General features: G+C 40.6%; 11 protein-coding genes. 3 read left to right on the forward strand and 8 right to left on the reverse strand.

What is annotated here, in order from left to right:
- Nucleotides 1-49: 49 nt before the first annotated feature.
- The 6 genes from AACZ87_RS22720 to AACZ87_RS22745 form a co-directional block, all read right to left on the reverse strand.
- A complete protein-coding gene (locus AACZ87_RS22720; protein WP_339870379.1) occupies nucleotides 50-1,759 on the reverse strand; it encodes an ATP-dependent helicase in 1,710 nt (569 codons plus the stop codon).
- 1 nt (nucleotide 1,760) lies between these two features.
- Nucleotides 1,761-3,500, reverse strand: coding sequence for an AAA family ATPase (locus AACZ87_RS22725; protein ID WP_339870380.1), 1,740 nt, complete (start codon nucleotides 3,498-3,500; stop codon nucleotides 1,761-1,763).
- Nucleotides 3,501-4,165: 665 nt separating this feature from the next.
- A complete protein-coding gene (locus tag AACZ87_RS22730) occupies nucleotides 4,166-4,537 on the reverse strand; it encodes an endonuclease domain-containing protein (RefSeq protein WP_339870381.1) in 372 nt (123 codons plus the stop codon).
- Between the two features lie 1,109 nt (nucleotides 4,538-5,646).
- Nucleotides 5,647-6,708, reverse strand: a complete 1,062-nt coding sequence (locus tag AACZ87_RS22735) for a PDDEXK nuclease domain-containing protein (protein WP_339870382.1) — start codon at nucleotides 6,706-6,708, stop codon at nucleotides 5,647-5,649.
- 685 nt (nucleotides 6,709-7,393) lie between these two features.
- On the reverse strand, nucleotides 7,394-7,771 hold the full coding sequence (locus AACZ87_RS22740; RefSeq protein WP_339870383.1) for a PH domain-containing protein: 378 nt from the start codon (nucleotides 7,769-7,771) through the stop codon (nucleotides 7,394-7,396).
- A gap of 161 nt (nucleotides 7,772-7,932) precedes the next feature.
- Complete coding sequence (locus tag AACZ87_RS22745) at nucleotides 7,933-8,418, reverse strand: hypothetical protein (RefSeq protein ID WP_339870384.1); 486 nt, start codon at nucleotides 8,416-8,418, stop codon at nucleotides 7,933-7,935.
- A 133-nt stretch (nucleotides 8,419-8,551) separates the two neighbouring features.
- Between AACZ87_RS22745 and AACZ87_RS22750 the strand changes: the two genes are divergently transcribed.
- Nucleotides 8,552-8,770, forward strand: coding sequence for a DUF3820 family protein (locus AACZ87_RS22750; RefSeq protein WP_339870385.1), 219 nt, complete (start codon nucleotides 8,552-8,554; stop codon nucleotides 8,768-8,770).
- 194 nt (nucleotides 8,771-8,964) lie between these two features.
- Here the strand turns inward: AACZ87_RS22750 and aspS are convergent, their stop codons facing one another.
- Complete coding sequence (gene aspS / locus AACZ87_RS22755) at nucleotides 8,965-10,725, reverse strand: aspartate--tRNA ligase (RefSeq protein ID WP_339870386.1); 1,761 nt, start codon at nucleotides 10,723-10,725, stop codon at nucleotides 8,965-8,967.
- A gap of 322 nt (nucleotides 10,726-11,047) precedes the next feature.
- Here aspS and AACZ87_RS22760 point away from each other — a divergent pair, with 322 nt between their 5' ends.
- Nucleotides 11,048-12,355 carry a peptidoglycan DD-metalloendopeptidase family protein gene (locus AACZ87_RS22760; protein WP_339870387.1) on the forward strand — a complete coding sequence of 436 codons (1,308 nt, stop codon included), beginning with the start codon at nucleotides 11,048-11,050 and terminating at the stop codon, nucleotides 12,353-12,355.
- A gap of 212 nt (nucleotides 12,356-12,567) precedes the next feature.
- On the forward strand, nucleotides 12,568-13,299 hold the full coding sequence (gene rluF, locus AACZ87_RS22765) for a 23S rRNA pseudouridine(2604) synthase RluF (protein WP_339870388.1): 732 nt from the start codon (nucleotides 12,568-12,570) through the stop codon (nucleotides 13,297-13,299).
- Nucleotides 13,300-13,522: 223 nt separating this feature from the next.
- Here rluF and AACZ87_RS22770 read toward each other — a convergent pair whose 3' ends face one another.
- On the reverse strand, nucleotides 13,523-14,374 hold the full coding sequence (locus tag AACZ87_RS22770; protein WP_339870389.1) for a glycoside hydrolase family 16 protein: 852 nt from the start codon (nucleotides 14,372-14,374) through the stop codon (nucleotides 13,523-13,525).
- Nucleotides 14,375-14,537 lie beyond the last annotated feature (163 nt).

The raw sequence follows: 14,537 nt of genomic DNA on the forward strand, positions 1-14,537 counted from the left end.
TTCAATGCTATTTCAGTAAAACCTTAACTTGTAAGCTTTGGGACTTATATTAAATTAAAATGCATGGGCTGCTTGCGGGTGTACAGATTGTCGTCATCTTTTTGGCTCTGGTTACACCTACTCTTAAAACTAATTTAGATTGTTCAATTGCCGCTTTGTTTGGATTATAGGGTACAATTGATTGATACTGGTCTTCCCAAATAATCACTTCGTCAAATTCCTTTCCTTTTGATTTGTGTAGTGTCATAATGAAAATGCCTTCCCACTTTCTATGTGACATCGAAAAGTGTTCTTGTAAAAGTGCATCCTTTATTGAATCTTTAGCTCCAGTATAGTTTTGAGATAAGCGCCAGCTTTCGGCAAGGCGTGAGCTTAATAAGGCACCTTTATTCAATAATCTAAGGTACTTTGAATCTTCAAAGATTTCAAGTAAGGAGGGGTGCGTTGACTCTTCAAAGAGTTTTCTGACGGAGATCCAGTCAATTTCTGGAATTCCACAGAAAGTTAACTGCAATCTTTTTGCTAAGATGATCTCGATTTCGCTAATAAATAACAGCCTTTTGGAACCTCTGATTTTTCCGCTTTCGAGGTAATTGCTTAATGCTGTTGACCATTCTATATCTGCCAAACTCGGCTTATCTTTACGTCCTTTTATATGAGACAAAATGCTAAGGATAAGTTCTTTCTTTGTATCTCCATGTACAGGCTCAAGAATAGAAGCTATAATCACAGCAGAAAGGGAGGGGCCAGAGGGATCAATCAAGACTTCATGGTTAATTCGACCAAGTTTTGTGGAAGCTTTGGATAGATAAGAAGATGCAGAGAGCGTTAGTTTTTTTGACCGAACTAAAATTGCAATAGACCATTTTTTATCCTGGCTAGTTTTTTTTAGTCTTTTTAAACTGGCCAAGATGGCATATTTCAAAGGAGCCATTGGCTCCGCGAAGTAACCATACTTCTCAATCTTGACTTGATTGTAAATACGTTTTTTGTTTTCTCCGCTAAGTATATCATTTCCATATAGTGCGATATCTGTGTCACCACTTCTGTTATTTTCGTCTCCGAAATCAAAATTTTCTGGATTGAAGTGTTGGGTGAACTCCAGCAATCTTTTCGGGTTTGCTCCTCGAAAGTCATAGATACGCTGGTATGGATCTGCTAAGGCAATAATCTTACTCATCTCACCCAACTGTTTGATCAATAACCACTCTTCAGGGTTGGTATCTTGAAATTCATCAACAAAAATATAAGGATATGCACTACTGAATATCTTTCGAATCTTTTTGCTTCTATAAAGTACCTTTCCAGCTAAATCCGCAAATAAATCAAATGATAAAATGCCTTTGACTTCGAGTATTTTTTTTGCTGCCTCTGCTTTTTCTTCTTTTTCCATTTTAAAAAATAAAGAAGAAGCTTCAGGGGGTGTCAATAATTGGATTTTTTTGTGTTTGACAATGAGTTTACCATACGTTTTAATAATTGACCAGCAAAACCCATGATAGGTGTTGATTTCCAAAAAATGCTGTTTTTCTTTAGGAATTAACACTTTGGCGTCTTCTAAAACCCTTGAAACTGTTGCCCTTGCAAAACTCAGAAACAAGATTTTTTGACCGTTAAGTAGAGTACCATTGTTGATTATTTTGGCGGCCTTCAGTAAACTTATAGTTGTTTTTCCGGAACCTGGCCCACCCTTAACCAGTAAATGCCCCTGTTTTTCCAGTAGAGTTTTTCTTTGATCACAGAGAATAATTTCTTTCATATTATTCTCCCATTTCAGTTTCAACCTTTAGTTTAATGTTTTTTATTATTTCCCGGATACTGATCGGCATTTCTTTTCTTGTACTGCCTCCAATGATTTCGGCAGCTCCTGCTGCGCCTTTTGACCATCGAAGGTATCTTTTTAGTGAGGCGCGTAATTCTTTATCACTAGACTTTGAGCTTGGTTCATATGCATTCAAATGGGTCGGCCAAAGTTCACCTTCAACAAGTTCCAAAGCAAAGCGTTTTAAGCTTTCTATAGCGGTTTCTTCCAGCAATTGATCTTCAAAACCTTTATAATCTGATTCATACGCAAAATCAACGTTTTCGCTAATTTCCTCCAATGCTTCTTGTGTTTGCTTATCAAATACAGCAAACACCTGTTTATTAAGTGCTTTGAAGTATTTACCATAAGTACTTACCTGAGTTTCAGTCTCTGCGTCAAATACAGCTATCCCCAGTGCTTCAAATGATGAGAATACTTCTGGAGCGATCTCTTCCAGTTTACGCGCCGCAGCCGGAAAGGAAGTTGCTTCTGTGGTACCTTCGGTGATCAATATTCTTTTAGCTAGTAGTGCTTCGGCAAAGCGAAGCCTAAATTCTGAACTATATTTTTTTGGTTTAATGTGCTCAGGTAAATTTACATTCTTACTAAAGAGCTTTCCCTTTTTCCGTTGAACAAGGCAAATTTGGGATGGATCAAATTCTTCCAAAACGAAGGGAGAATGTGAAGTGAAGATTGCCTGGTTTGCAGTCTTTCTGATAATATTTACAATTCTTTTTTGCGTATAAGGTGGAATTGCTATTTCAGGTTCCTCCATGGCGAAAATCACCGATTGTTTTGCCTCTGCTATCATTGATAATAATGCCAACACCATAGTATTTATTGTTCCAGTGCCCTGATGGTGAAAGGGGGCAAAATAATCTTCTGTTCCTGTGGACATGAAAACGTTTAATGACTTTCTCAGGTTCTCTCTTGTTAAGTCAGTCACTTTAAAGTGTGGTTGACTTCCCCAATCAGCTGGGACAAATTTCTTTAATGCATCCTGTATATTTTCTAAAATACCATTCAAGCCTGTCTCAGGATCATCAGCTACCGTCGTAATTCTTAGTTTGGACAAGATATCTTCCCACATTTTAGGTCTCAATTCTCTTATTCTTAGAATAATATCTAATAGTGAACCTCGTTCCATACTTAACGCCCTTGAGCCCGTTCTTAATGCACGTAAATAGAGGAAACCGCACTCTCTTTTATCGGTTTTCCTAAATTTTGTCATTGTTCCATCTTCAAGTTGAGGTTCACAAAACCAGGTTTCACCCGTGAAATCATCTTCCTCAGGGTCATAGTATCCCGTAAAACAAATTCTTAGAGCTTCAGTGACATGTTCCTGATCAATATGTTCAGGGGATTCGTCAAGTAAGAGGTAATCTATATTATCCCAAAATTCCAGATTGAATTTAAAGCGTCGAATTTGTTCTTCACTTAAATCAGTAACGATGACTTCGATTTTAATTTCAGTTATAGATGAATTCTCGCTGATATACTTCCCGTTGTAAAAGTCATGCTCATCTATAATGGGTAACCTTGAAAGTCTGTCCGGTCCTAAGACCAAATCAATGGCTTCAAGTATTGTAGATTTGCCTGCATTATTATCACCTATAAGAACGGTATGCCCTTTAAATAATATATGGGCATTTTGGATGCCGCGGAAGTTTGAAATTTTTAATGAAGATAGCTGCATTTGCTTTTCGTTAATCTATTTAAAGTTCTCCTTTTCCACACTCACCATATTTAGATCGCCTGTTGGACTGGGTATGATTTATAATTTTACCAAATATCATTACCAATTTGCAATTGGCTTTCCTACCTCCTCCCTTCCTCCTCCTTAAAGAGGAGGCGCTTGGCTCTGTTATCATCGGGATACCAGAATTAAAAGGTGTTTGATGGTTTCCGGATTTAGGCCCGGACGGATGTGATAAAAGTTGGCTGTTCTACCTCACCCCTCTCCCGATACGCTTCACTATCGGGACAGGCTCTCTCCTTTAGGAGAGGGCGATCGATCCTGCTCCAGATGGAAATTAAGGATAAGAAGTATGTTGATTGTTCTCAAAAACTAAAGACTATCTGCAAGAAAAGGGATTTTAAATACAAAAAAAATACCCTATACAGGGTATTTTTTGCTACCTCATCCCCGCCTTCTTCCCGATATCGCGTTGCTCATCGGGACAGGCTCCCCGCAATACTGCGGGGCAGGCTTTTAGGAGAAGGTGATTGTTCTTGCTAAAAGTGATATGATCTGGTCCCAAATGGGTAGCTCACCATCACGATTCTGCTGAATAGAGAATATTTTCCTTCTAAAACGTATCAAATGCCCTCTCCTAAAGGAGAGGGTTAGGGTGAGGTAAATCAGAGCAGAAATTCTTTAATCTTCCTTATCACCTTATCCATATCACCTATTACCTCTTCATTCTTGAACCTTAAGATCTGGATTCCAAATTCCTGGATCACTTGATCTCTGTTAAGATCATGTTCTTTTTGTTCCAATCCGTCATGCACCCCTCCATCCAGTTCGATAACTAAGCTTAATTCATGGCAATAGAAGTCAGCTATGTATTTATATATGGGATGTTGACGCCGAAACTTATAGCCATCCAGTTGTCTGTTTTGAAGAACGGCCCAAAGCTTTCTTTCGGCTAGGGTCATGGATTTCCTCAGCTCTTTGGCTTTTTGGAGTGTGGCAGCTGGGGCTCCGTAGAAAAGATTGGATGAGTAGGACATAATTTTACTAATGACAAAAAAAACATTGTCAAGTATTCTGACAATAGATTTTTTGTCAAATTAATACTCAATAGAAGAAAAAAAACAGGTACGTAGTTTAGTCAAATCGATTGGGAAAATGGATTTAATTGTAATTCAACTGCTCCCACTGCTCCCGAAATCGCTTTGCTTCAATCAATAAAAATATATAGTTGAATACTGTAATGGTCCACAGGAATAAGGTTTTTAATATGCTAGTTTTCCCCCGTCTGGGTTTAGTCACAATATTCTCGGCACTGGGTGGGATTTGCAATTCCATTCCTACCTCACCCCCTGCCCTCTTGCCGATTCTCGGCACAGGCTCTGAAGAGAGAGGGTGATCGATTTGTGCTATCATCAAGACAGCAGTATCAAATGGTGTTTGGTGGTTTGCGGATTTAAGCCCGGATAGGTAATAAAAATTGGCTGTTCTACCTCACCCCACTCCCGATACGCTTCACTATCGGGACAGGCTCTCTCCTTTAGGAGAGGGCGATCGATCCTGCTCCAGATGGAAATTAAGGATAAGAAGTAGGTTGATTGTTCCCGAATCGTTTCCCTTACCGAATCGCTTCTGCTCCCGAATCACATTGCTCCCGAATCACATTGCTCTCGGGATTGAAATCTCGGGATCTTCGATTTCAAAAACTAAAGACTATCTGCAAGAAAAGGGATAAAATGATACCATCCCATCACGCTGACTGGCTACTTCGCTAAATCTCTTCACAGAAGAGATTTTTAACGCTCGTCCCTCCTGTACAGGGTATTTTTTGGGAAAATGGGGAGAAATGTAGTGCTTTTTGGTCGATCATCGGAATTATCTGCGTTGCTCTCTATCCTTTTCATGAGAAAATAGAAAGTGAGTCATAGGATTCTGTTCGGGGTCTCTGATGTCGGAGATTGGCTTGGCTGCTTTCACTATATATGAAATATTGTAATTTGCTTTATCTGACTCAGCGATTCAGCTTTTCCAGCCATGGGATTATAGCTAAAAAACCAAAACCATCGATCAGAGGAGGTCAATACTCTCGAATCTCCCCCAACCATTCCACTCTCGAATATTTGCAGCTGAATATTTTGGAAATATTGTTTTACTCATTACTGCTCTGCTTTAGGGTTTGTTCTATTTCTTCAATGGTAGGCAGGCTGGATTTTAGATTTTCCGGCAACACTTCTGTCAGTTGAAACTCACTGACTCCCATAGGTTTGTTGATGTCGCGCAGCGCAAACTCAGCTTCAATGTTGTTTTTATCCCTGCACAGCAAAATTCCAATCGTGGGTTTGTCGCCATCCGCTTTGAGCAAACTATCCACTGCCGAAAGATAAAAGTTGAGTTTACCGGCATATTCGGGTATAAAAGCGGTGTTTTTAAGTTCAATCACTACATAGGCTTTCAAGACCACATGGTAAAAAAGTAGGTCTATATAGTAGTCTTTGTCGGCAATCTGTAAGTGGTACTGCCTGCCTATGTAGGCAAAGCCCTTGCCCAGCTCCAGGAGGAATTTGGAGATATGCTTCACCAATTGGGTTTCTATATCCCGTTCGTTGTAGGTTTTAGCCAAGGCTACAAAGTCAAACACATAAGGATCTTTCAGGCTTTGCTGGGCCAAATCTGCTGTGGGTTTGGGCAGTGTATGTTCGAAGTTACTGATGATTTTACCGTTACGCTCATACAGGTTTGTTTTTAACTGCAACCCCAAAGTGTCCCTGCTCCAGTTGTTGTGAAGCGTTTGTTGTTGATAGAAAATGGCTTCAGCTATACTTTTTGATTTGGTGAATATGAGTACGTTATGTCCCCAAGGCAATTGGTCAACAATGTGTTGACCAAAATCCAGCACAGTCAATTGGTCAACGGTCTGTTGACTGACTTCTGATTGATAAAAATGGTAAAAATGCCTGCAATATTTCAAGTTGGTTACCGAAAATCCTTTCATTTCCGGAAATGCACTAGCCAAATCTTTCGAGAGTTGCTCTAGTAACTTATCTCCCCAAGCCCCCTTCATCTGCTGCTCACTGATCATTCTACCCAAGTCGAAATAAAAGTGGATTAACTCTTTGTTGGCCGCCAAAGCAGCTTTCACACGAGCCACACTTACTTTCGCTTTTAATGCTTTTAGCCAATCCTGATATTCTTGATTACTTTGTATATCCATTGACCTACAATTCTAAAAGATCCATGATTATTCCTTGATTTTCCCGCTCTAGAGCCAGTATTTCCACACTTACTTCCACAATATGACAATTTGTAACTGGCTTTCCTACCTCATCCCACCCTTCTTCCCATTATAGCGCTGTTCATCGAGACAGCCCTTGGCAACGCTGTCCTCTGTTTCTTTTGTACTCCCAACGTTAATAATGTCATCGTCAGTAAAAAAACACAACTAGTCGGAAAAATTACAAATGCTTTCATGTACTTGTCCTATATTTTCCATGTCACAAATTACAATACTCTATTATTCAGGTATTTACGAAGAAAGGGATTTTCGGGAATAAACTGTCCGCCGGCGCTGAATTCCGAACGTGAGGGACACAAAACTTCATTTATGCGCTGAACCCCGTCTGGGTGTAGTCATATTGGTCGTGGTGACTGGGTGGGATTTGCCTTCCCTACAAGCTGGCCCTTCGCTAGATTAGTCCTCCTACAAGCTGGCCACCTGAATCGTTTCTGCTCCCGAATCACTTTGCTCCCGAATCACATTGCTCCCGAATCACATTGCTCTCGGGATTGAAATACCGGGGAAACGAACCCGGGATCTTCGATTTCAATAACTAAAAGGCTTGAAGAAGAAATGGTAAAGTGAATACCTCAAATAACGCTAGGTCATTCCCTTGCGAGAATTACATCACTTTTGAAGCCAGATATCGTTGCACTTCATAGACATCAATGCTTTTATTGAAGCGCTTGCTGACCGAAGGCGTGTCTTCACTCGAAATCCAGATCTTCAGCTCCGCATCCAAATCAAAGGTGCCAGCGGTTTCCAGTGAAAACCTGGAAATACTCTTATAAGGCATGGACCTGTACTCGACCTTGCTTCCTGTTAGTCCCTGCACATCTATCAAAATAAGACGCTTATCAGTAAACATGAACGTATCCCGAATAAGCTTGAATCCAAGTTCAATCTGCTCTCCTTCTGCTAGCAATCTTCCGAAATCCTTGCTCAGTTGCTCAACAGATACTTCGCTGGCATTGCCTAATATTTTATTGAATAATCCCATAGTATAAGGTTGAGTTGGTTAATTGATCAAATTGAATGTCGTGAGAATTAGCACTTAGGCCAGTTGACTTAACTTCACTGCTCCACTGGTCAGAGTCCTGATAATTTAAATACACTCTTAGAAATGGTAGCTGTAAGCTAAAGATTTTTTAGCTGGCACATCTAGAAATTAAGCGAAAGTCCTGCTCCAGTTCCTGAAAAGGACAGGTTTAGTTCAGTTCTATCCCAGACGGAACTTGCAGTAGATCCTCTATTGTAAGTGTCTACAGCAAATCTGGATTTTTTGACAAAGCTATTTGTAATAGGGATGGTTGCCACAAGCAATCCTGCGCCTATACCTGCGAGTGCCCAGTTTGGCTCACCACCTGCCACAGCTGCTCCTATAGGCCAGCCAACCATAAACCCTCCAGCAAAACCCATGATTGATGCCAAGGTATAGTTGGACTGTGCGGATTTTATTGATTTGTAAGCTTCTTGGTTTGTTTGCATGATATTCACCAAGTCCCCAAGTTGTACCCTTGTGTCTCCCTGATAAAATTTATACCCCCAAAAACTTTTCCTAATCGTGATGGAATCATTAGCAACCTGCCCAAAGGAAGCATTAAACGAAAGGATTAGAAAAGAAAGAATAAGTAAACTTGTTTTCATAAATAAATCAGCTGGATTTAAGCTGAAAAGCTAAACTAATTTCATAATAAATCAAACGAGATTCTGAGTAAAAAGAATTTAAGAACAAGAGATAAGCAGTAAGGCAGGATCAAATTCCTTATACCTTTGCCTCATGGACCAACAAATCCTTATTGATCTGGTGACTAAAAAAATGCCTTATGGAAAGTATAAAGGCCGTTTACTATGCGATGTACCAGAACACTACTTGGTATGGATGCATGGCCAAGGATTTCCGGAAGGCAAACTCGGTATGTGGCTGCACACCCTTTATGAAATCCGACTCAATGGATTGGAAGGAATTCTTGCGGAACTAAAAAAGCGATATGCTTAAAGCCTGTTCCTTTAATCATTAGAAACTTGCACTAAAAATAGACGCTTCAACTATAGAAGGACAAAATATTCATCAAAAAAGGCTGTCTCATCTCTGAAACAGCCTTGTATGTTTATTTTATATTCGGGCAAATCATCATTCGCCCCTTCACTTTAGCGCCTCGGTCTGTGTCCCCACAGACCGAAAAGTTTATATTATGATTTAGCCACTACAGCCAATTGTATCGATAATTCTTTCAATTGCTCGTCCGCAATGCTGCTTGGAGAATCGATCATCACGTCACGTCCAGAGTTATTTTTAGGGAAGGCGATGTAATCACGAATGGAATCTGATCCTCCGAAAATCGCACACAATCTATCAAATCCGAAAGCTATCCCTCCGTGTGGTGGAGCACCATATTCGAAGGCCTCCATCAGGAATCCGAACTGCTTTTGCGCCTCTTCTTCTGTGAAACCAAGATGCTTGAACATCAATTGCTGAGTAGCTCTATCGTGAATACGGATAGAACCGCCCCCGATTTCCACACCATTTATAACCAAATCATATGCATTTGCTCTCACCGCTCCAGGATCTGAATCCAGCAAAGGAATATCCTCAGTTTTAGGGGAGGTAAATGGATGATGCATAGCATGGTAGCGGTTAGTCTCCTCATCCCACTCCAGTAATGGAAAGTCCATCACCCAAAGCGGTTTGAAAACAGAACGATCACGAAGTCCAAGCTCCTCACCCATTTTCAGACGTAGTTCGGAAAGTTGCTTGCGCACTTTATCTGCATCTCCACTCAAGATCAACATCAAGTCACCCTGAGTCGCTCCGAATGCATCTGCCCAATCCTGAAGATCGTCAGCAGAATAGAATTTATCCACAGAAGATTTGATGGTTCCGTCAGCATTGTATTTGGCGTAGATCATGCCTTTTGCTCCGATCTGAGGGCGTTTCACCCATTCCGTCAGTGCGTCAATTTGCTTTCTGGTATACTCCGCAGCTCCTTTGGCACAGATACCCACTACCAATTCAGCTTGGTCAAAAATGCTAAAGCCCTTTCCTTTGGCAAGTTCATTTAGCTCTACGAATTTCATATCAAAACGAAGATCTGGCTTATCGTTACCATAATATTTCATGGCATCTGCATAAGTCATTCGCTTCACTTCTTCCAACTCCACTCCCTTCACTTTGCTAAACAAATGCTTAGTCATGCCTTCGAAGGTATTTAGGATATCTTCCTGGGTTACGAAAGCCATTTCGCAGTCTATCTGAGTAAACTCAGGTTGACGATCCGCTCTCAAATCCTCATCACGGAAGCATTTTACAATCTGGAAATATCGGTCAAAACCAGAAACCATCAGCAATTGCTTGAAGGTCTGCGGAGATTGCGGCAAAGCATAGAATTCACCAGGATTGGTACGGCTAGGTACGACAAAATCGCGTGCCCCTTCTGGAGTGGACTTGATCAAAACCGGGGTTTCCACCTCGATAAATTCCTGCGCATCCATGTATTTACGCGTCTCCTGCATCATTTTGTGACGCAACTGAAGTTTCTCGCGAACAACATTTCTACGAAGATCAAGATACCTGTATTTCATGCGAAGCTCCTCTCCACCATCAGTTTCATCTTCGATGATAAAAGGAGGAACTTTCGCAGCATTCAATACTTCAAGTTCTGTTACTTTGATTTCTATAGATCCTGTTGGGATTTTATCGTTTTTGGAAGTCCGCTCGATTACTTTACCAGTAGCCTGCACCACGAACTCACGTCCGAGTTCTGCAGCTTTTTCCAACAATGCTTTTTCGCTGGAATCCTCTTCAAAAATCAATTGAGTCAAACCATATCGATCGCGAAGATCGACCCAGATTAAACCTCCTTTATTTCTTACCCGCTGTACCCAGCCGGCAAGAGTCACTTCTTGATTTACGTGATCCAGGCGAAGTTCGCCACAAGTATGCGTTCTCAGCATGTTTATTTAGTTTTTTTTGGGAGGTCAAAGATAAAGAAATGACTGTGAGAACACACGAATCATTGGATGATTAGCAACTATTTCAGTGATTTCCTTCCATTTTTCCTGAAAAACCTGTATTTTCTTTAAGAAAAATCAAATATGATGGAAATTCTTACATCTAGGAGTTATAAATATTCTATTGAAATAATTCATCCAGTTTAATCGTTGGTATGATAGTTGGAATGGAGCGATTGAAAGGTTTCTACCCCAAAACTTGGATTAAAAGCCCTTTTTTGCTTGATTGAGTTAAATTTACCCTCCCCCAAATAGAATTAGATTAATGAAAAAGATCTGGATAGGAATTGCTGCACTCGTTATCACCATTGGCGCAGCATCTTCACTCCAATTTTTCGACCTGCCTTTTCAGAAAGAAAAGGAAGCTGAGATCGTAGAACCGCCGCTCATTGATTCCCTTGCGAATCAGGTTTTTCTCTACGGAATCAACGTCACTGGGTTGAATATTGTAGAAGGCACCGTAAGTAAAAATCAGACGCTAGGCTCTATACTTGCACCCTTCAACGTCCCCTACCAGATTATCGATCAAATCGCGAAGAAGTCGAAAGAGATTTTTGACGTAAGAGGGATCGCGGCAAATAAGAAATTCACAGTAGTTACTCCTGCTGATTCAGCTCAGGCAGCATTTTTCATCTACGAGCCTAATCCGGCCGAATATGTAGTCTTTAATCTAGACTCCATCGATATCTATAAAGCAGAAAAACCGGCGGAATTCAGAACAAAAGAAGCCGGTGGAATTATCAACTCCAATCTTTCAGCTGACATGACTGGACTTGGGGTTACTTATGATATTATTGATCAATTTGCCGATCTATATGGTTGGTCTATTGACTTTGGAGCTTTGCAAAAAGGCGACAAATTTAAAGTATCCTACCAGGAGAAAGTAATTGACGGTGTAGTCGTAGGAGTTTCAGACATTCAGACAGCATTTTTTGAGCACAAAGGAACTCCTTATTATGCTATTCCTTTTGAGCAAAATGGAGAAATAGCTTTCTTCGATCAAAATGGTGACAGCTTCAAAAAAGCATTCTTAAGAGATCCACTGAAGTATTCTAGAATCAGCTCTCGGTATAATCTGAGAAGATACCATCCGGTACAAAAGCGCTACAAAGCTCACTTGGGTACAGATTACGCTGCTCCAACTGGCACAGAAATCAGATCAGTAGGTGAAGGAACAGTGACAGATGCACGCTATACTTCTGCCAATGGCAATTATGTGAAAATCAAACATAATGGCACCTATACCACGCAATATCTTCACATGTCCAAAATTGCTAAAGGCATAAAACCAGGCACACGCATTAAGCAAGGTCAGGTGATTGGATATGTCGGAAGCACCGGCTTAGCAACTGGACCACATCTTTGCTTTAGATTTTGGAAAAATGGCAAGCAGGAAGATTGGTTGAGTGAAAAGATTCCACCTTCAGAGCCAATTTCTTCGGCTAACAAACTTGCATTCGAATCTACCAAAACAGAGTATATGGATAGATTGGCTGCTATCAGATTGCCAGGTGAACCAGAGCTATTGGTAGCTGAGACTCCAAAACAAGTTGTGCCAGCTAAAAGCGAATAAAATTTCAAAATATTATATTGAAAAGCGCAGGTCTTCGGGCTTGCGCTTTTTTCTTTTTTATTACAAAGAGCACAAAGGTTTCACAGAGAACGCAACTCAGTTGGATTTGAGTGGTTTAAATAATCCAGTTGCCCTCTCTGCGTTACCCTCCGCGAGCTTAGTGGTAAACATCTATTACGTAACTTGCAGTCTCAATCCATTCTCGATTTCCTGTGGAAGAAGATCAATACATAAGAATCAATAAATACCTAAGTGAAGTAGGCTTTTGCTCCAGACGAGCAGCAGACAAGTTATTAGCAGAAGCGCGAATCACCATCAATGGAAAAGTCCCTGAACTGGGCACTAAAGTAGGCCCGACCGATGTGGTTGCTGTGGATGGGGAAAGTGTGGGAAAGCCAAAGCAAGTGCATACGTATATTGCTTTTAACAAACCTGTAGGAATAGTAAGCACCACTGACACTAAAGGTGAAAAGGACAATATTATAGACTACATTGGTCATCCGCAGCGGATTTTCCCAATCGGTAGATTGGATAAAGACAGTGAAGGGTTGATTTTTTTGACCAGTGAAGGGGATATTGTAAACAAGATTCTCCGCGCCAAAAACAATCACGAAAAGGAATATATAGTAACTGTAGATCGACCGGTGAATGATGAGTTTATCAGGTTGATGGGAGCCGGAGTACCTATTCTAGACACAGTGACTGATCCTTGTAGGGTAGAACGAATCAGCAAATTCAAATTCCGAATTATTCTCACTCAAGGACTCAATCGACAGATCCGTAGAATGTGCGAGCATTTTGGATTCAAAGTAGTCCAATTAAAACGAATCAGAATCATGAATGTGCACTTGGATATTCCAGTTGGAAAATGGCGTGATTTGACTGATAAGGAAATGGCAGAAATCAATGATATGATTTCTGATAGTTCGAAGACCTTTGATTGAGGGTATTAACCGCTGAGTCCACGGAGGATTCGCAGAGGACGCAGTTTTCATTCTTTCTGCTGTACTGCTTTTTCAGAAGCATGTTATTATGAATTCTCGATCTCGAGCTATCGAGATACTCAAACTGACAGGTTATTCGTTGTGCCGCTTCTCCAATAGCTGCACCGTACCATACAATAAATGCTGCTTCTGGAGAAGCAGCATAACTCCAAATATTAGGATATTATTTCTGATAAACCCTTACATAATCCACTACATATTCTTTAGGAAAAGTGGTTGCGCTTGGATCACCACCATTGTTACCTCCAATGGCAAGGTTTAACAATATATAATGAGGCTGATGGAAAGGATTAAAACCATCGGGATTGACAGTTCGAGCCAGATCGACTTCATTTAGTAATTCATCATCAAGATAGATTTTGATGGATTGTTCTGTCCATTCCATTCTCCAGAGGTGAAATTTATTTGGCCAGTCTGGGTCTTTTTGAAGGAAGTTGCTGAATGGGATTTTAGCGTTATCCCATTTGGCATTGTATTGTCCTTCGTCTGCCCAAGCTGCATTTGCCAAGATCGTTGCTTCGCCCTTCACCCGGTAAAATTCCATTACGTCGATTTCACCATTAGATGGCCAAGGATTATTGACCCCAAGCGTCCAAATTGCCGGCCACATGCCCATAGCAGTATCTATCTTTGCCCGAACTTCCATAATTCCGTACTGAAATTCATATTTCCCACGGGTATTGATACTGGAGGAGGTGTATTCAGCAAACTCACGGTTTCTTCTCCAATCGGTATTTTCAGCATCGAAATTGGTGTTTTTGACCTTTTCCCGCTTTCCAGTAATCACCAAACGTCCATCTACCACATTAGCATTTGGCTCTTGATACCATTGCAACTCATTATTCCTTTTGAACCCATTTTCAAAAGACCAAAATGCCGGATCAACTTGCTCCGAATTTTCGAATTCTTCCTGCCAGACTAATTTATATCCTGTGCCAGATGGGTTGAATTGCGCTTGAGCCAGGTGGGCAATTCCAAGTGAGAACACTAGAAAGAAAAGAATGTGCTTGATCATGATTAGGGATTTTGGGACAAAGACTATTATCAAGATAAGCCCAATATTTTTTCCTGCAAAAGCGAAATCTTTGAGGCTGGAGATGGTTGCAATAGCATTTGTTCAATAAAAATCACTAGTGTCCGACTAAATTAGGGATTTCTGAAAAAGGTTGAAAAGGATC

This window comes from uncultured Algoriphagus sp. (assembly GCF_963974365.1).
Taxonomy (GTDB): Bacteria; Bacteroidota; Bacteroidia; order Cytophagales; family Cyclobacteriaceae; genus Algoriphagus.